The 12,242-nt window shown below is 57.1% G+C and carries 15 protein-coding genes, 1 tRNA gene and 3 pseudogenes; 12 read left to right on the top strand and 7 right to left on the bottom strand.

Annotation, left to right across the window (positions count from 1 at the left end; all coding sequences use genetic code 11):
- The first annotated feature begins 446 nt into the window (after positions 1-446).
- From FBY10_RS22060 to FBY10_RS32250, 4 genes and pseudogenes are all read left to right on the top strand, one after another.
- Entirely contained in the window at positions 447-1,547 is a 1,101-nt protein-coding gene (locus FBY10_RS22060) for an ABC transporter substrate-binding protein (RefSeq protein ID WP_145337777.1), read from the top strand.
- Positions 1,548-1,562: 15 nt separating this feature from the next.
- Positions 1,563-3,875 (top strand): annotated as a pseudogene (locus tag FBY10_RS32260) (ATP-binding protein); the annotation flags it as partial.
- Between the two features lie 78 nt (positions 3,876-3,953).
- Positions 3,954-4,424, top strand: a pseudogene (locus tag FBY10_RS32255) (response regulator transcription factor); the annotation flags it as partial.
- Positions 4,425-5,288, top strand: coding sequence for a sensor histidine kinase (locus FBY10_RS32250; protein ID WP_371920992.1), 864 nt, complete (start codon positions 4,425-4,427; stop codon positions 5,286-5,288).
- A gap of 90 nt (positions 5,289-5,378) precedes the next feature.
- Here the strand turns inward: FBY10_RS32250 and FBY10_RS22050 are convergent, their stop codons facing one another.
- The 4 genes from FBY10_RS22050 to FBY10_RS22035 form a co-directional block, all read right to left on the bottom strand.
- The gene (locus FBY10_RS22050; RefSeq protein WP_131696189.1) at positions 5,379-5,927 is read right to left on the bottom strand and encodes a thioesterase family protein; all 549 of its coding nucleotides are present in this window, start codon (positions 5,925-5,927) and stop codon (positions 5,379-5,381) included.
- Positions 5,928-6,074: 147 nt separating this feature from the next.
- Positions 6,075-6,320 carry a hypothetical protein gene (locus FBY10_RS22045; RefSeq protein WP_145337779.1) on the bottom strand — a complete coding sequence of 82 codons (246 nt, stop codon included), beginning with the start codon at positions 6,318-6,320 and terminating at the stop codon, positions 6,075-6,077.
- A gap of 199 nt (positions 6,321-6,519) precedes the next feature.
- Positions 6,520-6,885 carry a hypothetical protein gene (locus FBY10_RS22040; RefSeq protein WP_131696191.1) on the bottom strand — a complete coding sequence of 122 codons (366 nt, stop codon included), beginning with the start codon at positions 6,883-6,885 and terminating at the stop codon, positions 6,520-6,522.
- A 399-nt stretch (positions 6,886-7,284) separates the two neighbouring features.
- Complete coding sequence (locus FBY10_RS22035) at positions 7,285-7,632, bottom strand: hypothetical protein (protein WP_145337780.1); 348 nt, start codon at positions 7,630-7,632, stop codon at positions 7,285-7,287.
- A 76-nt stretch (positions 7,633-7,708) separates the two neighbouring features.
- Between FBY10_RS22035 and FBY10_RS22030 the strand changes: the two genes are divergently transcribed.
- The 4 genes from FBY10_RS22030 (at position 7,709) to FBY10_RS22015 (ending at position 9,084) form a co-directional block, all read left to right on the top strand.
- A complete protein-coding gene (locus FBY10_RS22030) occupies positions 7,709-7,909 on the top strand; it encodes a hypothetical protein (RefSeq protein ID WP_145337781.1) in 201 nt (66 codons plus the stop codon).
- 183 nt (positions 7,910-8,092) lie between these two features.
- A complete protein-coding gene (locus FBY10_RS22025; RefSeq protein WP_145337782.1) occupies positions 8,093-8,512 on the top strand; it encodes a hypothetical protein in 420 nt (139 codons plus the stop codon).
- A gap of 4 nt (positions 8,513-8,516) precedes the next feature.
- The gene (locus tag FBY10_RS32245) at positions 8,517-8,795 is read left to right on the top strand and encodes a putative phage abortive infection protein (RefSeq protein ID WP_145337843.1); all 279 of its coding nucleotides are present in this window, start codon (positions 8,517-8,519) and stop codon (positions 8,793-8,795) included.
- A 109-nt stretch (positions 8,796-8,904) separates the two neighbouring features.
- Entirely contained in the window at positions 8,905-9,084 is a 180-nt protein-coding gene (locus FBY10_RS22015) for a hypothetical protein (protein ID WP_145337783.1), read from the top strand.
- 26 nt (positions 9,085-9,110) lie between these two features.
- Here the strand turns inward: FBY10_RS22015 and FBY10_RS22010 are convergent, their stop codons facing one another.
- The gene (locus tag FBY10_RS22010) at positions 9,111-9,497 is read right to left on the bottom strand and encodes a hypothetical protein (protein ID WP_256663567.1); all 387 of its coding nucleotides are present in this window, start codon (positions 9,495-9,497) and stop codon (positions 9,111-9,113) included.
- A gap of 410 nt (positions 9,498-9,907) precedes the next feature.
- On the opposite strand from FBY10_RS22010, the pseudogene FBY10_RS32240 reads away from it, so the two are divergent.
- Positions 9,908-10,048: pseudogene (locus tag FBY10_RS32240) on the top strand (host specificity protein); the annotation flags it as partial.
- Positions 10,049-10,201: 153 nt separating this feature from the next.
- Here FBY10_RS32240 and FBY10_RS22000 read toward each other — a convergent pair.
- A tRNA-Leu gene (locus tag FBY10_RS22000) sits at positions 10,202-10,288 on the bottom strand.
- 224 nt (positions 10,289-10,512) lie between these two features.
- On the opposite strand from FBY10_RS22000, the gene FBY10_RS21995 reads away from it, so the two are divergent.
- Positions 10,513-10,977, top strand: a complete 465-nt coding sequence (locus FBY10_RS21995; protein ID WP_131696198.1) for a hypothetical protein — start codon at positions 10,513-10,515, stop codon at positions 10,975-10,977.
- Positions 10,978-11,067: 90 nt separating this feature from the next.
- On the top strand, positions 11,068-11,259 hold the full coding sequence (locus FBY10_RS21990) for a hypothetical protein (protein WP_027606617.1): 192 nt from the start codon (positions 11,068-11,070) through the stop codon (positions 11,257-11,259).
- Positions 11,260-11,304: 45 nt separating this feature from the next.
- On the opposite strand, the gene FBY10_RS21985 is transcribed toward FBY10_RS21990, so the two are convergent.
- Positions 11,305-11,586 carry a hypothetical protein gene (locus FBY10_RS21985; protein WP_131696199.1) on the bottom strand — a complete coding sequence of 94 codons (282 nt, stop codon included), beginning with the start codon at positions 11,584-11,586 and terminating at the stop codon, positions 11,305-11,307.
- Between the two features lie 196 nt (positions 11,587-11,782).
- Between FBY10_RS21985 and FBY10_RS21980 the strand changes: the two genes are divergently transcribed.
- Positions 11,783-12,241, top strand: a complete 459-nt coding sequence (locus FBY10_RS21980; RefSeq protein ID WP_145337784.1) for a GFA family protein — start codon at positions 11,783-11,785, stop codon at positions 12,239-12,241.
- Position 12,242: the final 1 nt, after the last annotated feature.

The following is a 12,242-nucleotide window of genomic DNA, read 5'->3' as shown; positions in this document are numbered from 1 at the left end:
AGTGGGTCAAGCAGCAAGCGTAGAACAGCAAGCGGGTTTGAGTAGGGCAGCAGTAAACACATAACCGTGGCTCAGAACGCCGTATCCGTTCACAGACCGCGGGCGTAGCGGGCACTTTGATACTATGCTCATTGCCAATGCGAGCCCTATACGGGTTTCAATGTTCGGCTGCCAAGGGCACTGACCTTATCGAAATCATTGACGTTGGCCAGCAGCCTTGTATCGGCAAGACAGCCGGGGGGTGGGCTTCGGGCTTTTTCAACGGCACTACGCAACAACCTGCACGCGGCATACGGGGATACGTTCAATGCCTGCCCCAAACCTACATGTTCGAAAATCTCCAAACCGGGGGCCAACCGCTCCAACCAGGACAAGCCGTCGATCCAGGCTGTAGGCAGGTGCAGATGGATGACTGTTGGTAAATGCCAAGCATGATGGAGAACAGCATGAACACCAAACCGATCTACACGATCTTGGGGCGCTTCGCCGGCTGCGTGGCGGGGCTGGCGATAGTTGCCGCCAACCCAGCCCATGCTGCCGACGACGGCATCGCCAGCGGCCCTACCGCAAGCTATAGCATTGCCTTCAGTAATTCCTATGCGGGCAGCGATTTTCGCAAGGTGATGGTGCGCAACTGGCAGGAAATTGCGCTCCAGGCGCAAAAAGACGGCTTGATCCGTGAGGCTCCCGTCGTCAGCGCCAATAACTCGGCTTCGGAGCAGGCGGCCCATATCCAGGACATGATCGTCAAGGGCGTCGATGCCATCGTGGTCCTCGCTGCCTCTGACACGGCCCTCAACGGGGTGATCCGCGATGCCTGCAACGCCGGCATCGTGGTGGTTGTCATGGCCAGTCTGGTCACCGAGCCCTGTGTCTATACCGTGGATTACAACTGGTCCGCCATGGGCCGTGTGGAAATGGATTACATCGCCGAGCGCCTGAAGGGGAACGGGACGTTGCTGGAGATCCGTGGCATCGCTGGCGATGCCACGGATAAAAACATCAGCGATGGCATTCGCAAGGCCGCCAGCGACTATCCGGGCCTGAAATTCGTCAAGACCGTATACGGGAACTGGACGGCTTCTGTCGCCCGCAAGGAAGTGACGCTGGCGCTGCCGTCGCTGCCCACTATTGATGCCGTGGCGACTCAGGGTGGCGACGGATATGGCGCGGCCATGGCGTTCAAGGCGGCGGGACGCCCTTTGCCGATCATTGTGATGGGGAACCGTCAGGACGAACTTGCCCTGTGGAAACAGGAACGCGATGCCAATGGCTACGAGACCGTCTCTGTTTCTGCCTCCCCGAGCGTCTCCCAGATGGGTTTCTGGGTGGCCCAGCAGATACTGGCGGGCAAGCAGGTGCCGAAGTTCGTCGAGGTGCCGCTGGTACGTATTGATGCCAAAGACCTGGACGCCTGGCTCGCCACCATGCCGGTGGGGGGCGCCGCCAATCCTTTCTACGGCCAGGCTTCCGTTGCGGCGATGATCGATGCGGCCATCAACCATACGGCGCCGCCGGCGTTTTTGCCGGAGGTGCCGAAGCAGTAGCGGCGGGCGAGGTCTATGTTGACATTCAAATCAGCCACGGCCAGGCCTATTGCCGTCAGGATTGGCCTGGCGGTTGCCGCACTGGTGTTGCTGATGCTGGCGGTATCGCTCGTGAACCTCTACGGTCTGCGAGGCATGGTACGTGCGGTGGATTCCGCCAGCCATTCCGCGGAAATTCTGGCCTCGGTCAACGGGGCCACCGGGCGAGTGGAAAACTTCATTGCCACCCGCGATCAGGAAAGCTTGTCCCAGGCCGAAGGCTTGGTAGCGACCGCTATCAGCGGCCTTAACGCTATTCCGGCGGCAGAGGCGCAATCGCTCAAGGGCAGCCTGGAGAGGCTCGCTGCAGCGATCGCGTCCTTGCGGGCGGCGACCCTGACCATGGATGGCGAAACCGAGAATATGACGGCCCATTACGCCCGGATGCGAGAGGCGACGGCCCTCGTTGAGAAGGGTATCGCCGATGGGCTGAAGGGCCTGGATTCCCGCGCCGCCGACCACGAGGCGCGGGTGAGCAACGCCCAGAGCGCCCATCGCATCCTGGATATCCTGCGCAACGGTGAACGCATCATTACCGCCAATGTAGCCAAGGTGTTGGTGACCGGTGATGGTGCGGCCGCCACTGCGGCGCGCAGCGCCTGTGCGGCGCTGCCGCCTGTGGTCGAGCAATTGCGCGAGTTGATGGGAGCGCCGCAGCAGGTGGAGACCCTGGAGCAGTTGGCGAAGGCGGTGGCTGCAGCCAGCCTGGCGCTCGAGCAGCTTGGCGAGGCTCCCAAGCTTCGGGGAGGCGAGGCTTTGCGGTATCTGGGTGCTGTTGGAGGTGTGGCAGAGCGCCTTGAAGTCATGTTGGCTGAAGTGGACGAGCATATTGCCCATGACGCAAGTGACATTCAGGCCGCCACCGGTTTACTGCAAAATGCAGCCGCGTTGTCCAAGCGTTTCGCCGAACGTGTTGCCACCCTGGAGGCGCAGACCTTGTCGTTTCGCCTGGCGCCGTCGGCCGAGGTCGCCAGCTCTGTAGGCGTCATCCTCGATGAGCTCTCCCGTCTCGCGCGGGTTCTCCCTTCTTCTGTGGGGCCGCAGGCCAACGCTACGCCCCTGACGGTCAGCGATCAGATCGCTGGCTACCGAGCGGCATTTGCCAGGTTCCATCAGGCGAGCAACGCTTTGAGCGACGCGCGCGACCAAGTGCGCAATGAGGCACGGAGCGCGGGCCTGTTGGTTGCGCGCTTCGCTGGCGAGGCGCGCTCAGACGCCTTGGCCCACAAGGATCGCGGCATGCTTGCGGCGATCATCGCGGGTACCGTCGCCATCCTGCTGGCCGGTGCCATCGCCTGGAGCACCTCGCGGTTTGTCGCGCAGCCCATCGTCGCCCTGGCCTCGGTCATGCGCCGGCTTGCTGCCGGTGACCTGACCGCCGAGATCGCCAGCGCTGGACGCGGCGATGAGATTGGGATCATGACGCGGGCCGTCCGGGTGTTCCAGGAGAATGCTTTGCGCATCCGGGTGCTGGAGGCCGAGGCCGAAGCCGAAAGACAACAGGTGCAGGCCTCTCTGGAGAGGATGGTCGCCGAACGGACCGACACGCTGCACCGACAGACCGAGGTGCTGGAGGCACAGGCGGTCGCACTTATTCAGGCGCGCAACCAGGCCGAGACGGCCAACCAGGCAAAGAGTGATTTCGTCGCCACGGTCAGCCACGAACTGCGTACCCCCCTGACCCTTATTCTCGCCCCGTTGGAGCAGCTTTCGGTGGCGATGACCCCGCCGGCGGACTGGCACGTGCAAATCGACCGCGCACAACGAAACGCACTGCGCTTGATGAACCGCGTGAACGATATCCTTGACTTCTCCAAGGCCGAAGCAGGCAAGTTTGAGCTGTGTCCGGCGCCCGTTGATTTGAACAAGGCAGTGGGCGTGCTGGCCGAGGACGCCGCCATGGTGGCCAAGGGCAAAGGCTGCACGTTGACCTGCAGCATCGATCCTGCCCTCGGTACCGTGTTCCTGGACCCCCGACACTTCGAGAAGATTCTGCTCAACCTGGTGAGTAATGCCATCAAGTTCACCCCCGCTGGCGGTACCGTGCATCTGGCCGTCACTGCGCTTGATGACGAGCGATTTGAACTCGCGGTGCAAGACTCGGGCATTGGCATCGCGTCTGACAAATTGCCCCTCCTGTTTCAGCGCTTTTCCCAGATCGACAATTCCGCCACGCGGCATTACAGCGGTACAGGCATCGGTCTGGCCCTGGTCAAGGATCTGGTCGAGCTGATGGGGGGCGAAGTTCGCGTCAACAGTGAGCCTGGAAAGGGGTCGTGCTTCCTTGTTCGATTTCCTCGGGGAACTGAGCAAAACACCGTGCCGACCGAAGCCAGTCATCTGCATGAGGGATCGTCACCCACCGCAATGATCACAACCGAGCAGCGCCACTTGCTGTTTGACGACGGCCACCGTGGCAGTAGCAACGACCCAGCGTCCATGGGCGATGCAGACAACGAGCAGCACCCGGAACGCGCCTCGCAGTCCAGGGTTCTGGTGGTTGATGACAGCTCGGAAATGCTTAGTTACCTCAGCGAGCTTTTGCGCGACGACTACAGCGTCGTCACCGCAGCTGACGGAGAGCAGGCCTGGGCCATACTGCAGCGCCAACCGATCAATGTCGTTCTCTCGGATGTGATGATGCCGGAGCTCGATGGCTTCGGCCTGACCGCCAGGATCAAGGCGAGCGCCGGTTTTGCCCATCTGCCCGTCATCCTGTTGACGGCCCGCGGCGGCAGCGAGGCTTGCATCTCCGGGCTGGAGAGTGGCGCCGATGACTATATCGCCAAACCTTTCTCGCCATTGGAGCTCAAGGCTCGTGTACGCGCGGCGCTACGCATGAGCCAGGTGCAATCCGAGCTGCATGCGAAATCCCGTCAGGCGGGTATGGCCGAGATCGCCACGACGGTGCTGCACAATGTCGGCAACGTCCTCAACAGCGTCAACGTTTCGGCAGAGCTGGTCAGCAGCCAGATGCGCACCTCCAAGGCCCAGGGCCTGGGCAAGGTCGCGCAGATGATGAACGAACACATCCATGAGTTGAGCGATTTCCTCACCCAGGACCAGAGGGGAAAGATGCTGCCCGACTACCTGCTCAAGCTGGCGCAGGCGGTGGCGGCAGAGCAGCAGGGCATCATCGAAGAACTCGAGCAACTCACCAAAGGCATTGACCACATCAAGACCATTGTCGCTGCCCAGCAGTCCTATGCCGTTGCTGTCAGTGTCGTCGAGACAATACCGGTTTCGGAATTAATCGATGATGCCTGGCGCATGAGTGCCGGCTCACGGATGAAACAGGAGGTGACAGTGGTCAAGGACATTGCCGACTTGCCCCTGCTGTCGCTGGACCGGCACCGGGTGCTGCTGATTCTGGTGAACCTGATCAGAAACGCCGGGCAGGCGTTGGACGGCGTGGTCGATCGCGGCCCGTGCATCACGTGCAGCGCCTCCCTCATTGCTGACGGAACAGTCTTGCGTATCACGGTGGCCGACAATGGCAACGGAATTACGCCAGAGCACCTGACGCGTATCTTTTCCCATGGCTTCACGACGCGCAAAGACGGTCACGGTTTCGGCCTGCACAGCTGCGCGCTCGCCGCGCAGGAAATGGGTGGCAGCTTGACCGTGCACAGCGACGGGGCTGGGCAGGGCGCAACCTTCATCCTCGAAATCCCCCTTGATGCGCCGCAGAGTAAGCGTTGAACATCGAACAACGCCGGAATGGGTTGCGTTAATTTACGGTTAAGGCGGGTAAACCAATAGCGCACGGGTCACGGGCTGCCTGCAAGTCAGTCAATCATGGGTGCTTTCTTCATCTCTGAGCTGGCGGCTCATGGCATCGCAGCTCTGCGACCACGAGGTCAGCCATGTCGGCATCTCTGGCGACCGTTCGGGCAGTCCCAGTTCTCGAACAAACTCGCTTGGCGGAATAACACCTTTCGCTGAACGAAATAGACCTCGCATTACGACAACGCCGATCACTCTGCCTTTGCTCACAAATCGATGCTCCATGAAGCTCCACTTGTCGTCCCAGCCAAGCATCCTTGTGTGGATTTCAAACGCTTCAAACAGTCTAAGCTCACGACGAAATTTACCCCAAGTGTCTCCAACGATGGGCAGCGCCTTTGCTCTAATAGCTACTCGATAGGCGCCACTGCGCAAAACGAAATCCATGCGTCCGACATCGGCCAGTGTGAAATATCGGCCGTTGGTGACATGTCGATTGAAGTCGAGGTCCAGTGGCCAGACGCGCATTCGGATGACGGTCGATTCCAGCGCTTTTGCCGGTCTGCGCCAAGGTCGACGAAGTAGCATGAGGAGAAGTCGAAACCAGAGATTCATACAGACGCCGATAGTTGAATGATTGGCGTACTTTAAAGTGCTGAGGCCTAAGCCAGGTAGGTCCCTAAATGACTAAATTCTGCGCAAAAGTACATTCCGATCACTAACTTCTATGGTTTAAGTTTTTCTAGCGGGTTTCGCAGGTCGCTATCGCGATAACTGCCGATCGGCAATCGTCTCGGGCTTGCGATGCAGGCCGCCGCTTGCGAAAGCCTTGCGGCTGGTGAGGATTGTCGCGATCTTGTTGAACGCTTCGATGTACTCGCCGTTGATCCAAGGGAACTGTGTCTCAAGCTTCTCGCGATCGGTTGGCAGCTCACAACCGCCCCCAGTAATACCTGGCGGGACATGATCATTGTCGACACGAGCACTGGGGATCGAGTAGATGAGCACGTCCCATCCAAGTAATCGCCAGGCTGCTGCGCCCGGTAAGGTTAAGGATTAAAGCCAGCAATGCTGGTGTATGTGCGAGATGTCCAGACGCTACTGCAAACGTGTTTTGCTCATTTGACTTCCAGGTCATAAACGCGCCGGTATTGGCACTTCCCCATTCCTTGGGCTGCGGGCGACGGGGCTGGGGAAATCCATAAATTCAAAGGCCAAGATCCATCCCTAGCAACTCGCCTTTGAGCCTGTTCGGGCTACTACAATCAGGATTGTTCTCTCTAGCCAATAGGTAGTCGGCCAACTCATTTCCTAATTCGGCTGACCGTATAGGATCTTCGTTTTCTAAAGGTGCTATGAGATCCATAATTTCTTGCAGATTCGAAAGTCGATGAGCGAAACGTTCGTTGCCCTTGAGAGCGTTTATCCGTTCCGCTGAACGAGATAAGCGCATACCCTCGCGGTCCTTGAAATCTTCAATTTCTAACATGATCGCGTAGCGCAGCCCCCGGATCCACTGATGATCTTTGGCGGGTGCTACAGAGAATTGTCTTATCTTGTCGCCTATTGCCATGGCTTCCTCATGCGCTTGATGAATTAGTGTGGCGCAACGCTACCATTTCGTAATGGACGTAGTTACTGGCATTCCATACACACTGGATGCCTGGCCAGGAAGACTGTAGATTCAGCCCCTAAAGGATGATGCAAACCTGTGGAGCGGTAACCAGAGGTATGCAAAAGTACCCAAGAAATACTGGTTTTTAGGGCTTATGTAGACGGCGACGGCTAGGCCCAGAGCAATACCTATTACTGCTATCGATATATCGGTAGATCTTGCTGCGTCCTTTTCTGGTGAGCTCATTCCTCGTGACCTTTGTGATGTGCTGAAGGTGCAAAACGCCATGACCGAGTTGTAATGTCAGCCCTGTTTTACGAGCTTGCGGTCAGTGAGCGTCTTTTATCACGTTGAAGTTCAATAACAGAGGTGGCGGCAAGCCATAAAAAAGAAAGCATCCAAACGTAAAATCCGTAGCTGTAGCTTGTGGTGCTTATCCTTCCGGCGCCATCGTTCCAGATGCTGGTGTAGGAGAACGAGGTTAGGCCCATCGCGATTGCTATGATTGAGCAAATGCCGGTCGAGCATGTAGACGAATGCGAGTCGGTGCAGGTTGTGCCGCTTTCTGTCGATCATCACCGTCAGATAGCCACTGGAAACCAGGCTGCCCGCAACAGTTCTGCTTCGGCTGACAAGCCAGGTGAAAATGCCCGATTCTGGCGAGTAGGCAAGTATCGATTTCAGGTATTCAGGGGCGATAGGCATGGCTTCGCCTCGCCAGCTGGCGTGATTCGTTTAAGTGGGTGATATGCTTTGCTGCTTATCAAACAAGGAGGTGGTAATGGCGGGTAAAAAGCTTGAAGCGTTCCGCGAGTGGTTCACGCCGCGTAAGCGGTTATGGGCAGGGCTCGCTTTGCTTGTCACTGCGACATTCGGGCCGCTTTTCTATCCAAGCTTCAATGGTTATTGGGGTATCTTTATTGCTCCTGGGATCATGTTTCTCTGCAATGCATGGAATGCCAAAGCTCGCGATAAGCGCTGATAGCCTAGCCGTCTGGCGCTATTCAGCGATATAGGGTATTGCGGGTGACCGGCATGGAGCCGGATCAACTATGAGCAGGCTATTGAACATGAAGATTAAAGCAGGAGTAGTTATCACTGTTGGGGTAGCTGCAGTATTCGCTGCATATTTTTGATATTACTATTTTTTTGTTTTTGGGATGGGGTGTCGGAAGAAATTACTGAGTTGAAGGGCGTTCGAAGTGGTACTTTTGGTGATGCTTTTGGAACCTTAAATACTCTTTTTTCTGGCCTAGCATTCTCTGTAGTGCTAATTACACTTTGCTTTCAGCGAAAAGATTTGGAAGCTAACCAAGCTCAAAATGCAAAACAGCAAACAGAATCCCAGTTTTACAATATGCTTACACTGCAGCAACAGGTTGTCCAAGGTTTTGATTTGCATCGCAAGGGTGAGAATGCACATACAATTCAGGGGCGAGATTGTTTCCGAGATTGGCGAAATAAATTGCAGGCTAGGTACAGTGAGATGTTTATAGAGCTCAAGGATAAGCCTGATATAGTGCGGGCCTTGAAGCATATAAAAAGTCTTAAAGTCCCATCAGGGCGATCTCGGCCTTTATTTTAGAAGCCTGTATTCGTTATTCAGATTTATAGATGATGTGGAAATTACACAGAAGAAGCATCTAGGGGCCGTAGTGCGATCTTTATTGTCGAATCACGAGCTCGTATTCATTTTCTATAATTGCTTAAGCGAGAAGGGACGTAAATTTAATCGTTTCGCAATTGAGTACGCCTTGTTTGATAATTTGGATGTCGAATTACTATTAAATAAAATGCATGTGGTGCATGCCGATAGAGCTACATTGGGTGGCAACAAAGTTGCGCTAAGCCTCTATGAGGTTAGATAATTTACTCGGGTGAGCGCCGCCCGCCGGTTACCGGATGCAGCGAGAAAGATTCTTATTTGAAGGTCTCTGCGATAAACTCAGCGCATTCTTAATAGGGAGCATCGCTACAATGGAACTGAAGTCGCCGAGCAAAAACATTCGAATAATGGGCTGCGCCGGGGTGATCGCTGGCGCGGCCATCATCGCCACCAACTCAGAAGGTTTTGTGCATACCTTTGGTGTTGGCATTCTTGCAGGGGGGCTCGTTTTGCTAGTGCTTCCTTTCTTCGGTGCGAGCGGTCGAAAGTAACCGGATGCAGCGAGCAGGGCGCGTTTTCAGTCGTTCTCGCCGTCGTCTTCGGCGTTCATTTGCAGCGACTCGGCAAAGCCTGCTTGCCGTAATTTACGCACCACGTTTTTCTGTATTTCGATTCCGTGGCGCTTAATTTCGAGCATTGGGGCAGACGCCTCATGCCCGAGCGAGTGGGCGTGCACGATCAATCGCCAGATGGTTGAACGGTCTTTCGTCTCGCCCAGTTCGGCGTTTAGCGCCGCCAGCCGATCACGTATTCCCTGTCGGAAGTAGTGGCGGATTATGTCGGACGGCCCTTTGACCTTCGGCGGCGCCGGCGGCAGATCCTTGGCTCGGCCATTCAGCACCAGCAGCTGCACCGCCTCGCTGACGTCCTCGACCTCATGCCAGAGCATCAAATCGTCGAGCATTTGCCGGGTACCGTACGGGACTGTGTGCCGCATCGCCCAGTTCCTGCCGCTTCTCGGCGAGCCTGGCCGTTCGTTCTTCCTGGGTCACAGCCATGGCCTACCTCTTCTATTCCGCTGGCCGGCAGTGCGAGCCAGGTTTGACGTTTGCGTTGCTGGATGCGGGGTATGCGTCGCATGAATCACCTTTACCTGGCTTCAGGCGCCGACGGCTTCGAAGATCCGCGCGGCGTGCTCCTCTTACCGAAGTACAAGGAGGCGAGCATGCGCTCCCACTTATTACATTGTGGTCGCCAACTGGATTGCGAATAAGCGATTGGTCGCGCTGCTAGGCTGCTTATAGTCAGCACCACTTCATCAAAGGCTCTCTTCGGCGGGCTTTTTTATTGCCTGGAGAAAAGCAGGAGCGCAGCACGCGCCGTATCAATCTGCCACGCGTGACTACCGGACGGCTGTTGCGGATCACTCGACTGACTGCTAACCAGAACAACAACAAAATCTCCAACACTATGCAGATTGCCGGCCTCACCAAGGTGATCGACGCGAAGATCCGCTGTTAGGTATGTCTGTTCCTTGGAGTGGACGGCTTAGCAGGGGGCTTGATCTTGGGATTTGATTTAGGTCGGCAGGACGCCGGAGCAATGGAAATTGCGGAGCAAAAAGATAAGGGCCTGCATGAAGTTCATCATGCAAGCCCTTGATATATATGGTGCCCGAACCCGGAATCGAACCGGGACGCCCTTACGAGCGGGGGATTTTAAGTCCCATGCGTCTACCAGTTTCGCCATTCGGGCGGTAGCGCGTTGTTACAGGGTTGGGAATATATAGATCCAGGCGCTTCGACGCAAGGTCGGACTGCCGCTTTCTTGCTTCAGGGGCGCCTGAAAAAGCTTGGCAGATCAGTGATCTACATCGGCTTTAACAGGCGAACCAGAGGATTCCTACCGCAGGGGAACAAGCGGCATAAATGACAGTCATAGCGATATGCCATCCCAGCAGTCTGGAAAGGAATCAGTTGATGCTCAGTGTTCGCAAGCGATCCTGGTGGGTGGTTGCAGGTGTCATGGGACTGTTGGCCGGTACGGCACAGGCTGGGAGTGCGGTGAAGTGGGGGGATTTCAGTGCGTCAGGCGGTGACCGGTTGACGGGGGCTTCGCTGGAGGCCGGCAATCAGTATGTATTGAAGGCGTCGAGCATTTCGGTGGGGGATATTGAACAGCTGCAAGCGGCGCAGAAACGTACCGATAGCGAGGTGCAAGGCCTGAAAAGCAAGCTGGAGGGTCAGGACCGCGCGTTCGATGAGTTCAAGCGCAGGGACGGTTCGAGTGCCAGCTCCAGTGACAGCCAGTTGGCGAGCCTCAAGCGCACGGTCGAGAATCAGAACAGCACGATCGAACGGCAGAAAAGCGACATCGACGGTTTGAAGCGCAGCCTGGATGATCTCAAGCGCACGGTGGATACCTTGAGCAACAAGGTCAAGTAGCGTGGCCGCCGCGACATGCGGTCAGTCATGAGCCTGGACTCGGGTGTAAGGTAGGGTGTGCAACGCTAATCTCAGGAAAGCGAGGTGACTATGAGCGCTCCACTGCTGAAGAAGCTGCATCTGAATGGGTACGACATCGTGCAGGTCAATTTCGGGCCATGGCGGGTGTGTACGCCCCAGGACCGGCTGGCGTCCTTTAACTCCCGCGAACAGGCGCTGGCGTATGCCGCCACGTTGCCGGGCTACCAGGCCCGCAACCGGCCGGTGTCCAATGATGATTGATTGAAAACGAAGCCCCGGTTTGACCGGGGCTTCTGCGTTTCTGGCTTATACGAAGGGCTGTGCGCCGAAGCCACGTGGCAGGCGTTGCAGCCCTGTCAGCTCGGTCAGGCGTTGCGTCCAGGCACTGCGCCAGTCGGTGCTGGTGTGGGTCTTGGCTTGGCGCGAAGCACGGCGAGCGGCGTTGCGCTGGTTGCGGCGTGCTTCCTTGAAGGCGTCGGTGTTGCGGCAGGTGCGGCACTTGACCCGTTTCAGCTCGGTGCTGGAGGGCAGGTTATTGCCGTGATGACCGCAGGCCAGATGCCCGGCAACCTTGAAGTGAATGACCATGTAAGCGTCTCCTTCTTATTGGGTGCGCGCATCGGTAAACCCACAATGCACGCGGGGAGGGCGGGGATTAAAAATCCCGGCACCTGAAATTTCGACCCCGTGGGTGCGGCAGCGTTCGGTTTTGCCCTTGGACCTGTTCAATACCCCTGCCTGGACGCTAACCTGCCACGCCACTGATCATGAAAAGGAGTGTGTGATGAGCGTCGAAACCCTGCCCCTGGAAGGCAGTTGCCGTTGTAACAGGGTGCGCTTCAGCGTGAGCCAGGCGCCGGTAATTACCATGGCGTGCCACTGCACCGGTTGCCAGAAGATGACCGCCAGTGCGTTCTCCCTCAGCGCGCTGATTCCCGCCAGCGCGTTCACCGTGACCCAGGGTTGCCCGGTGGTCGGCGGCCTGCACGGGGTCGATCGTCACTATTGCTGCCCGCACTGCATGAGCTGGCTGTTTACCCGGCCCCATGGCATCGATGAGTTCGTCAACGTGCGTGCGACATTGTTGGATAGTGCCGCGGATTACGTGCCCTTTATGGAGACCTGGACCTGCGAAAAACTGGCCTGGGCTTCCACTCCGGCCGTCGAAAGCTTCGAGCAGTTGCCGCAACCCGAGGATTTTGTAAGGTTGTTGCAGGCCTATGCCGAGTTCAGTGCTCGCTGAG

Source organism: Pseudomonas sp. SJZ103, from assembly GCF_007828335.1.
In the GTDB taxonomy this organism is placed as follows: domain Bacteria; phylum Pseudomonadota; class Gammaproteobacteria; order Pseudomonadales; family Pseudomonadaceae; genus Aquipseudomonas.
The sequence above is the reverse complement of the archived record's forward strand: the minus strand, read 5'-3'. Positions and strand labels throughout refer to the sequence as shown.

What these genes read in the sequence shown, in the direction of transcription:
- FBY10_RS22060 (WP_145337777.1), top strand. Translation starts at nt 447, where the DNA reads ATGAACACCAAACCGATCTACACGATCTTGGGGCGCTTCGCCGGCTGC.
- FBY10_RS32250 (WP_371920992.1), top strand. Translation starts at nt 4,425, where the DNA reads ATGAGCCAGGTGCAATCCGAGCTGCATGCGAAATCCCGTCAGGCGGGT.
- FBY10_RS22050 (WP_131696189.1), bottom strand. Translation starts at nt 5,927, where the DNA reads ATGAATCTCTGGTTTCGACTTCTCCTCATGCTACTTCGTCGACCTTGG.
- FBY10_RS22040 (WP_131696191.1), bottom strand. Translation starts at nt 6,885, where the DNA reads ATGGCAATAGGCGACAAGATAAGACAATTCTCTGTAGCACCCGCCAAA.
- FBY10_RS22035 (WP_145337780.1), bottom strand. Translation starts at nt 7,632, where the DNA reads ATGCCTATCGCCCCTGAATACCTGAAATCGATACTTGCCTACTCGCCA.
- FBY10_RS22030 (WP_145337781.1), top strand. Translation starts at nt 7,709, where the DNA reads ATGGCGGGTAAAAAGCTTGAAGCGTTCCGCGAGTGGTTCACGCCGCGT.
- FBY10_RS22015 (WP_145337783.1), top strand. Translation starts at nt 8,905, where the DNA reads ATGGAACTGAAGTCGCCGAGCAAAAACATTCGAATAATGGGCTGCGCC.
- FBY10_RS22010 (WP_256663567.1), bottom strand. Translation starts at nt 9,497, where the DNA reads ATGCTCGACGATTTGATGCTCTGGCATGAGGTCGAGGACGTCAGCGAG.
- FBY10_RS21995 (WP_131696198.1), top strand. Translation starts at nt 10,513, where the DNA reads ATGCTCAGTGTTCGCAAGCGATCCTGGTGGGTGGTTGCAGGTGTCATG.
- FBY10_RS21990 (WP_027606617.1), top strand. Translation starts at nt 11,068, where the DNA reads ATGAGCGCTCCACTGCTGAAGAAGCTGCATCTGAATGGGTACGACATC.
- FBY10_RS21985 (WP_131696199.1), bottom strand. Translation starts at nt 11,586, where the DNA reads ATGGTCATTCACTTCAAGGTTGCCGGGCATCTGGCCTGCGGTCATCAC.
- FBY10_RS21980 (WP_145337784.1), top strand. Translation starts at nt 11,783, where the DNA reads ATGAGCGTCGAAACCCTGCCCCTGGAAGGCAGTTGCCGTTGTAACAGG.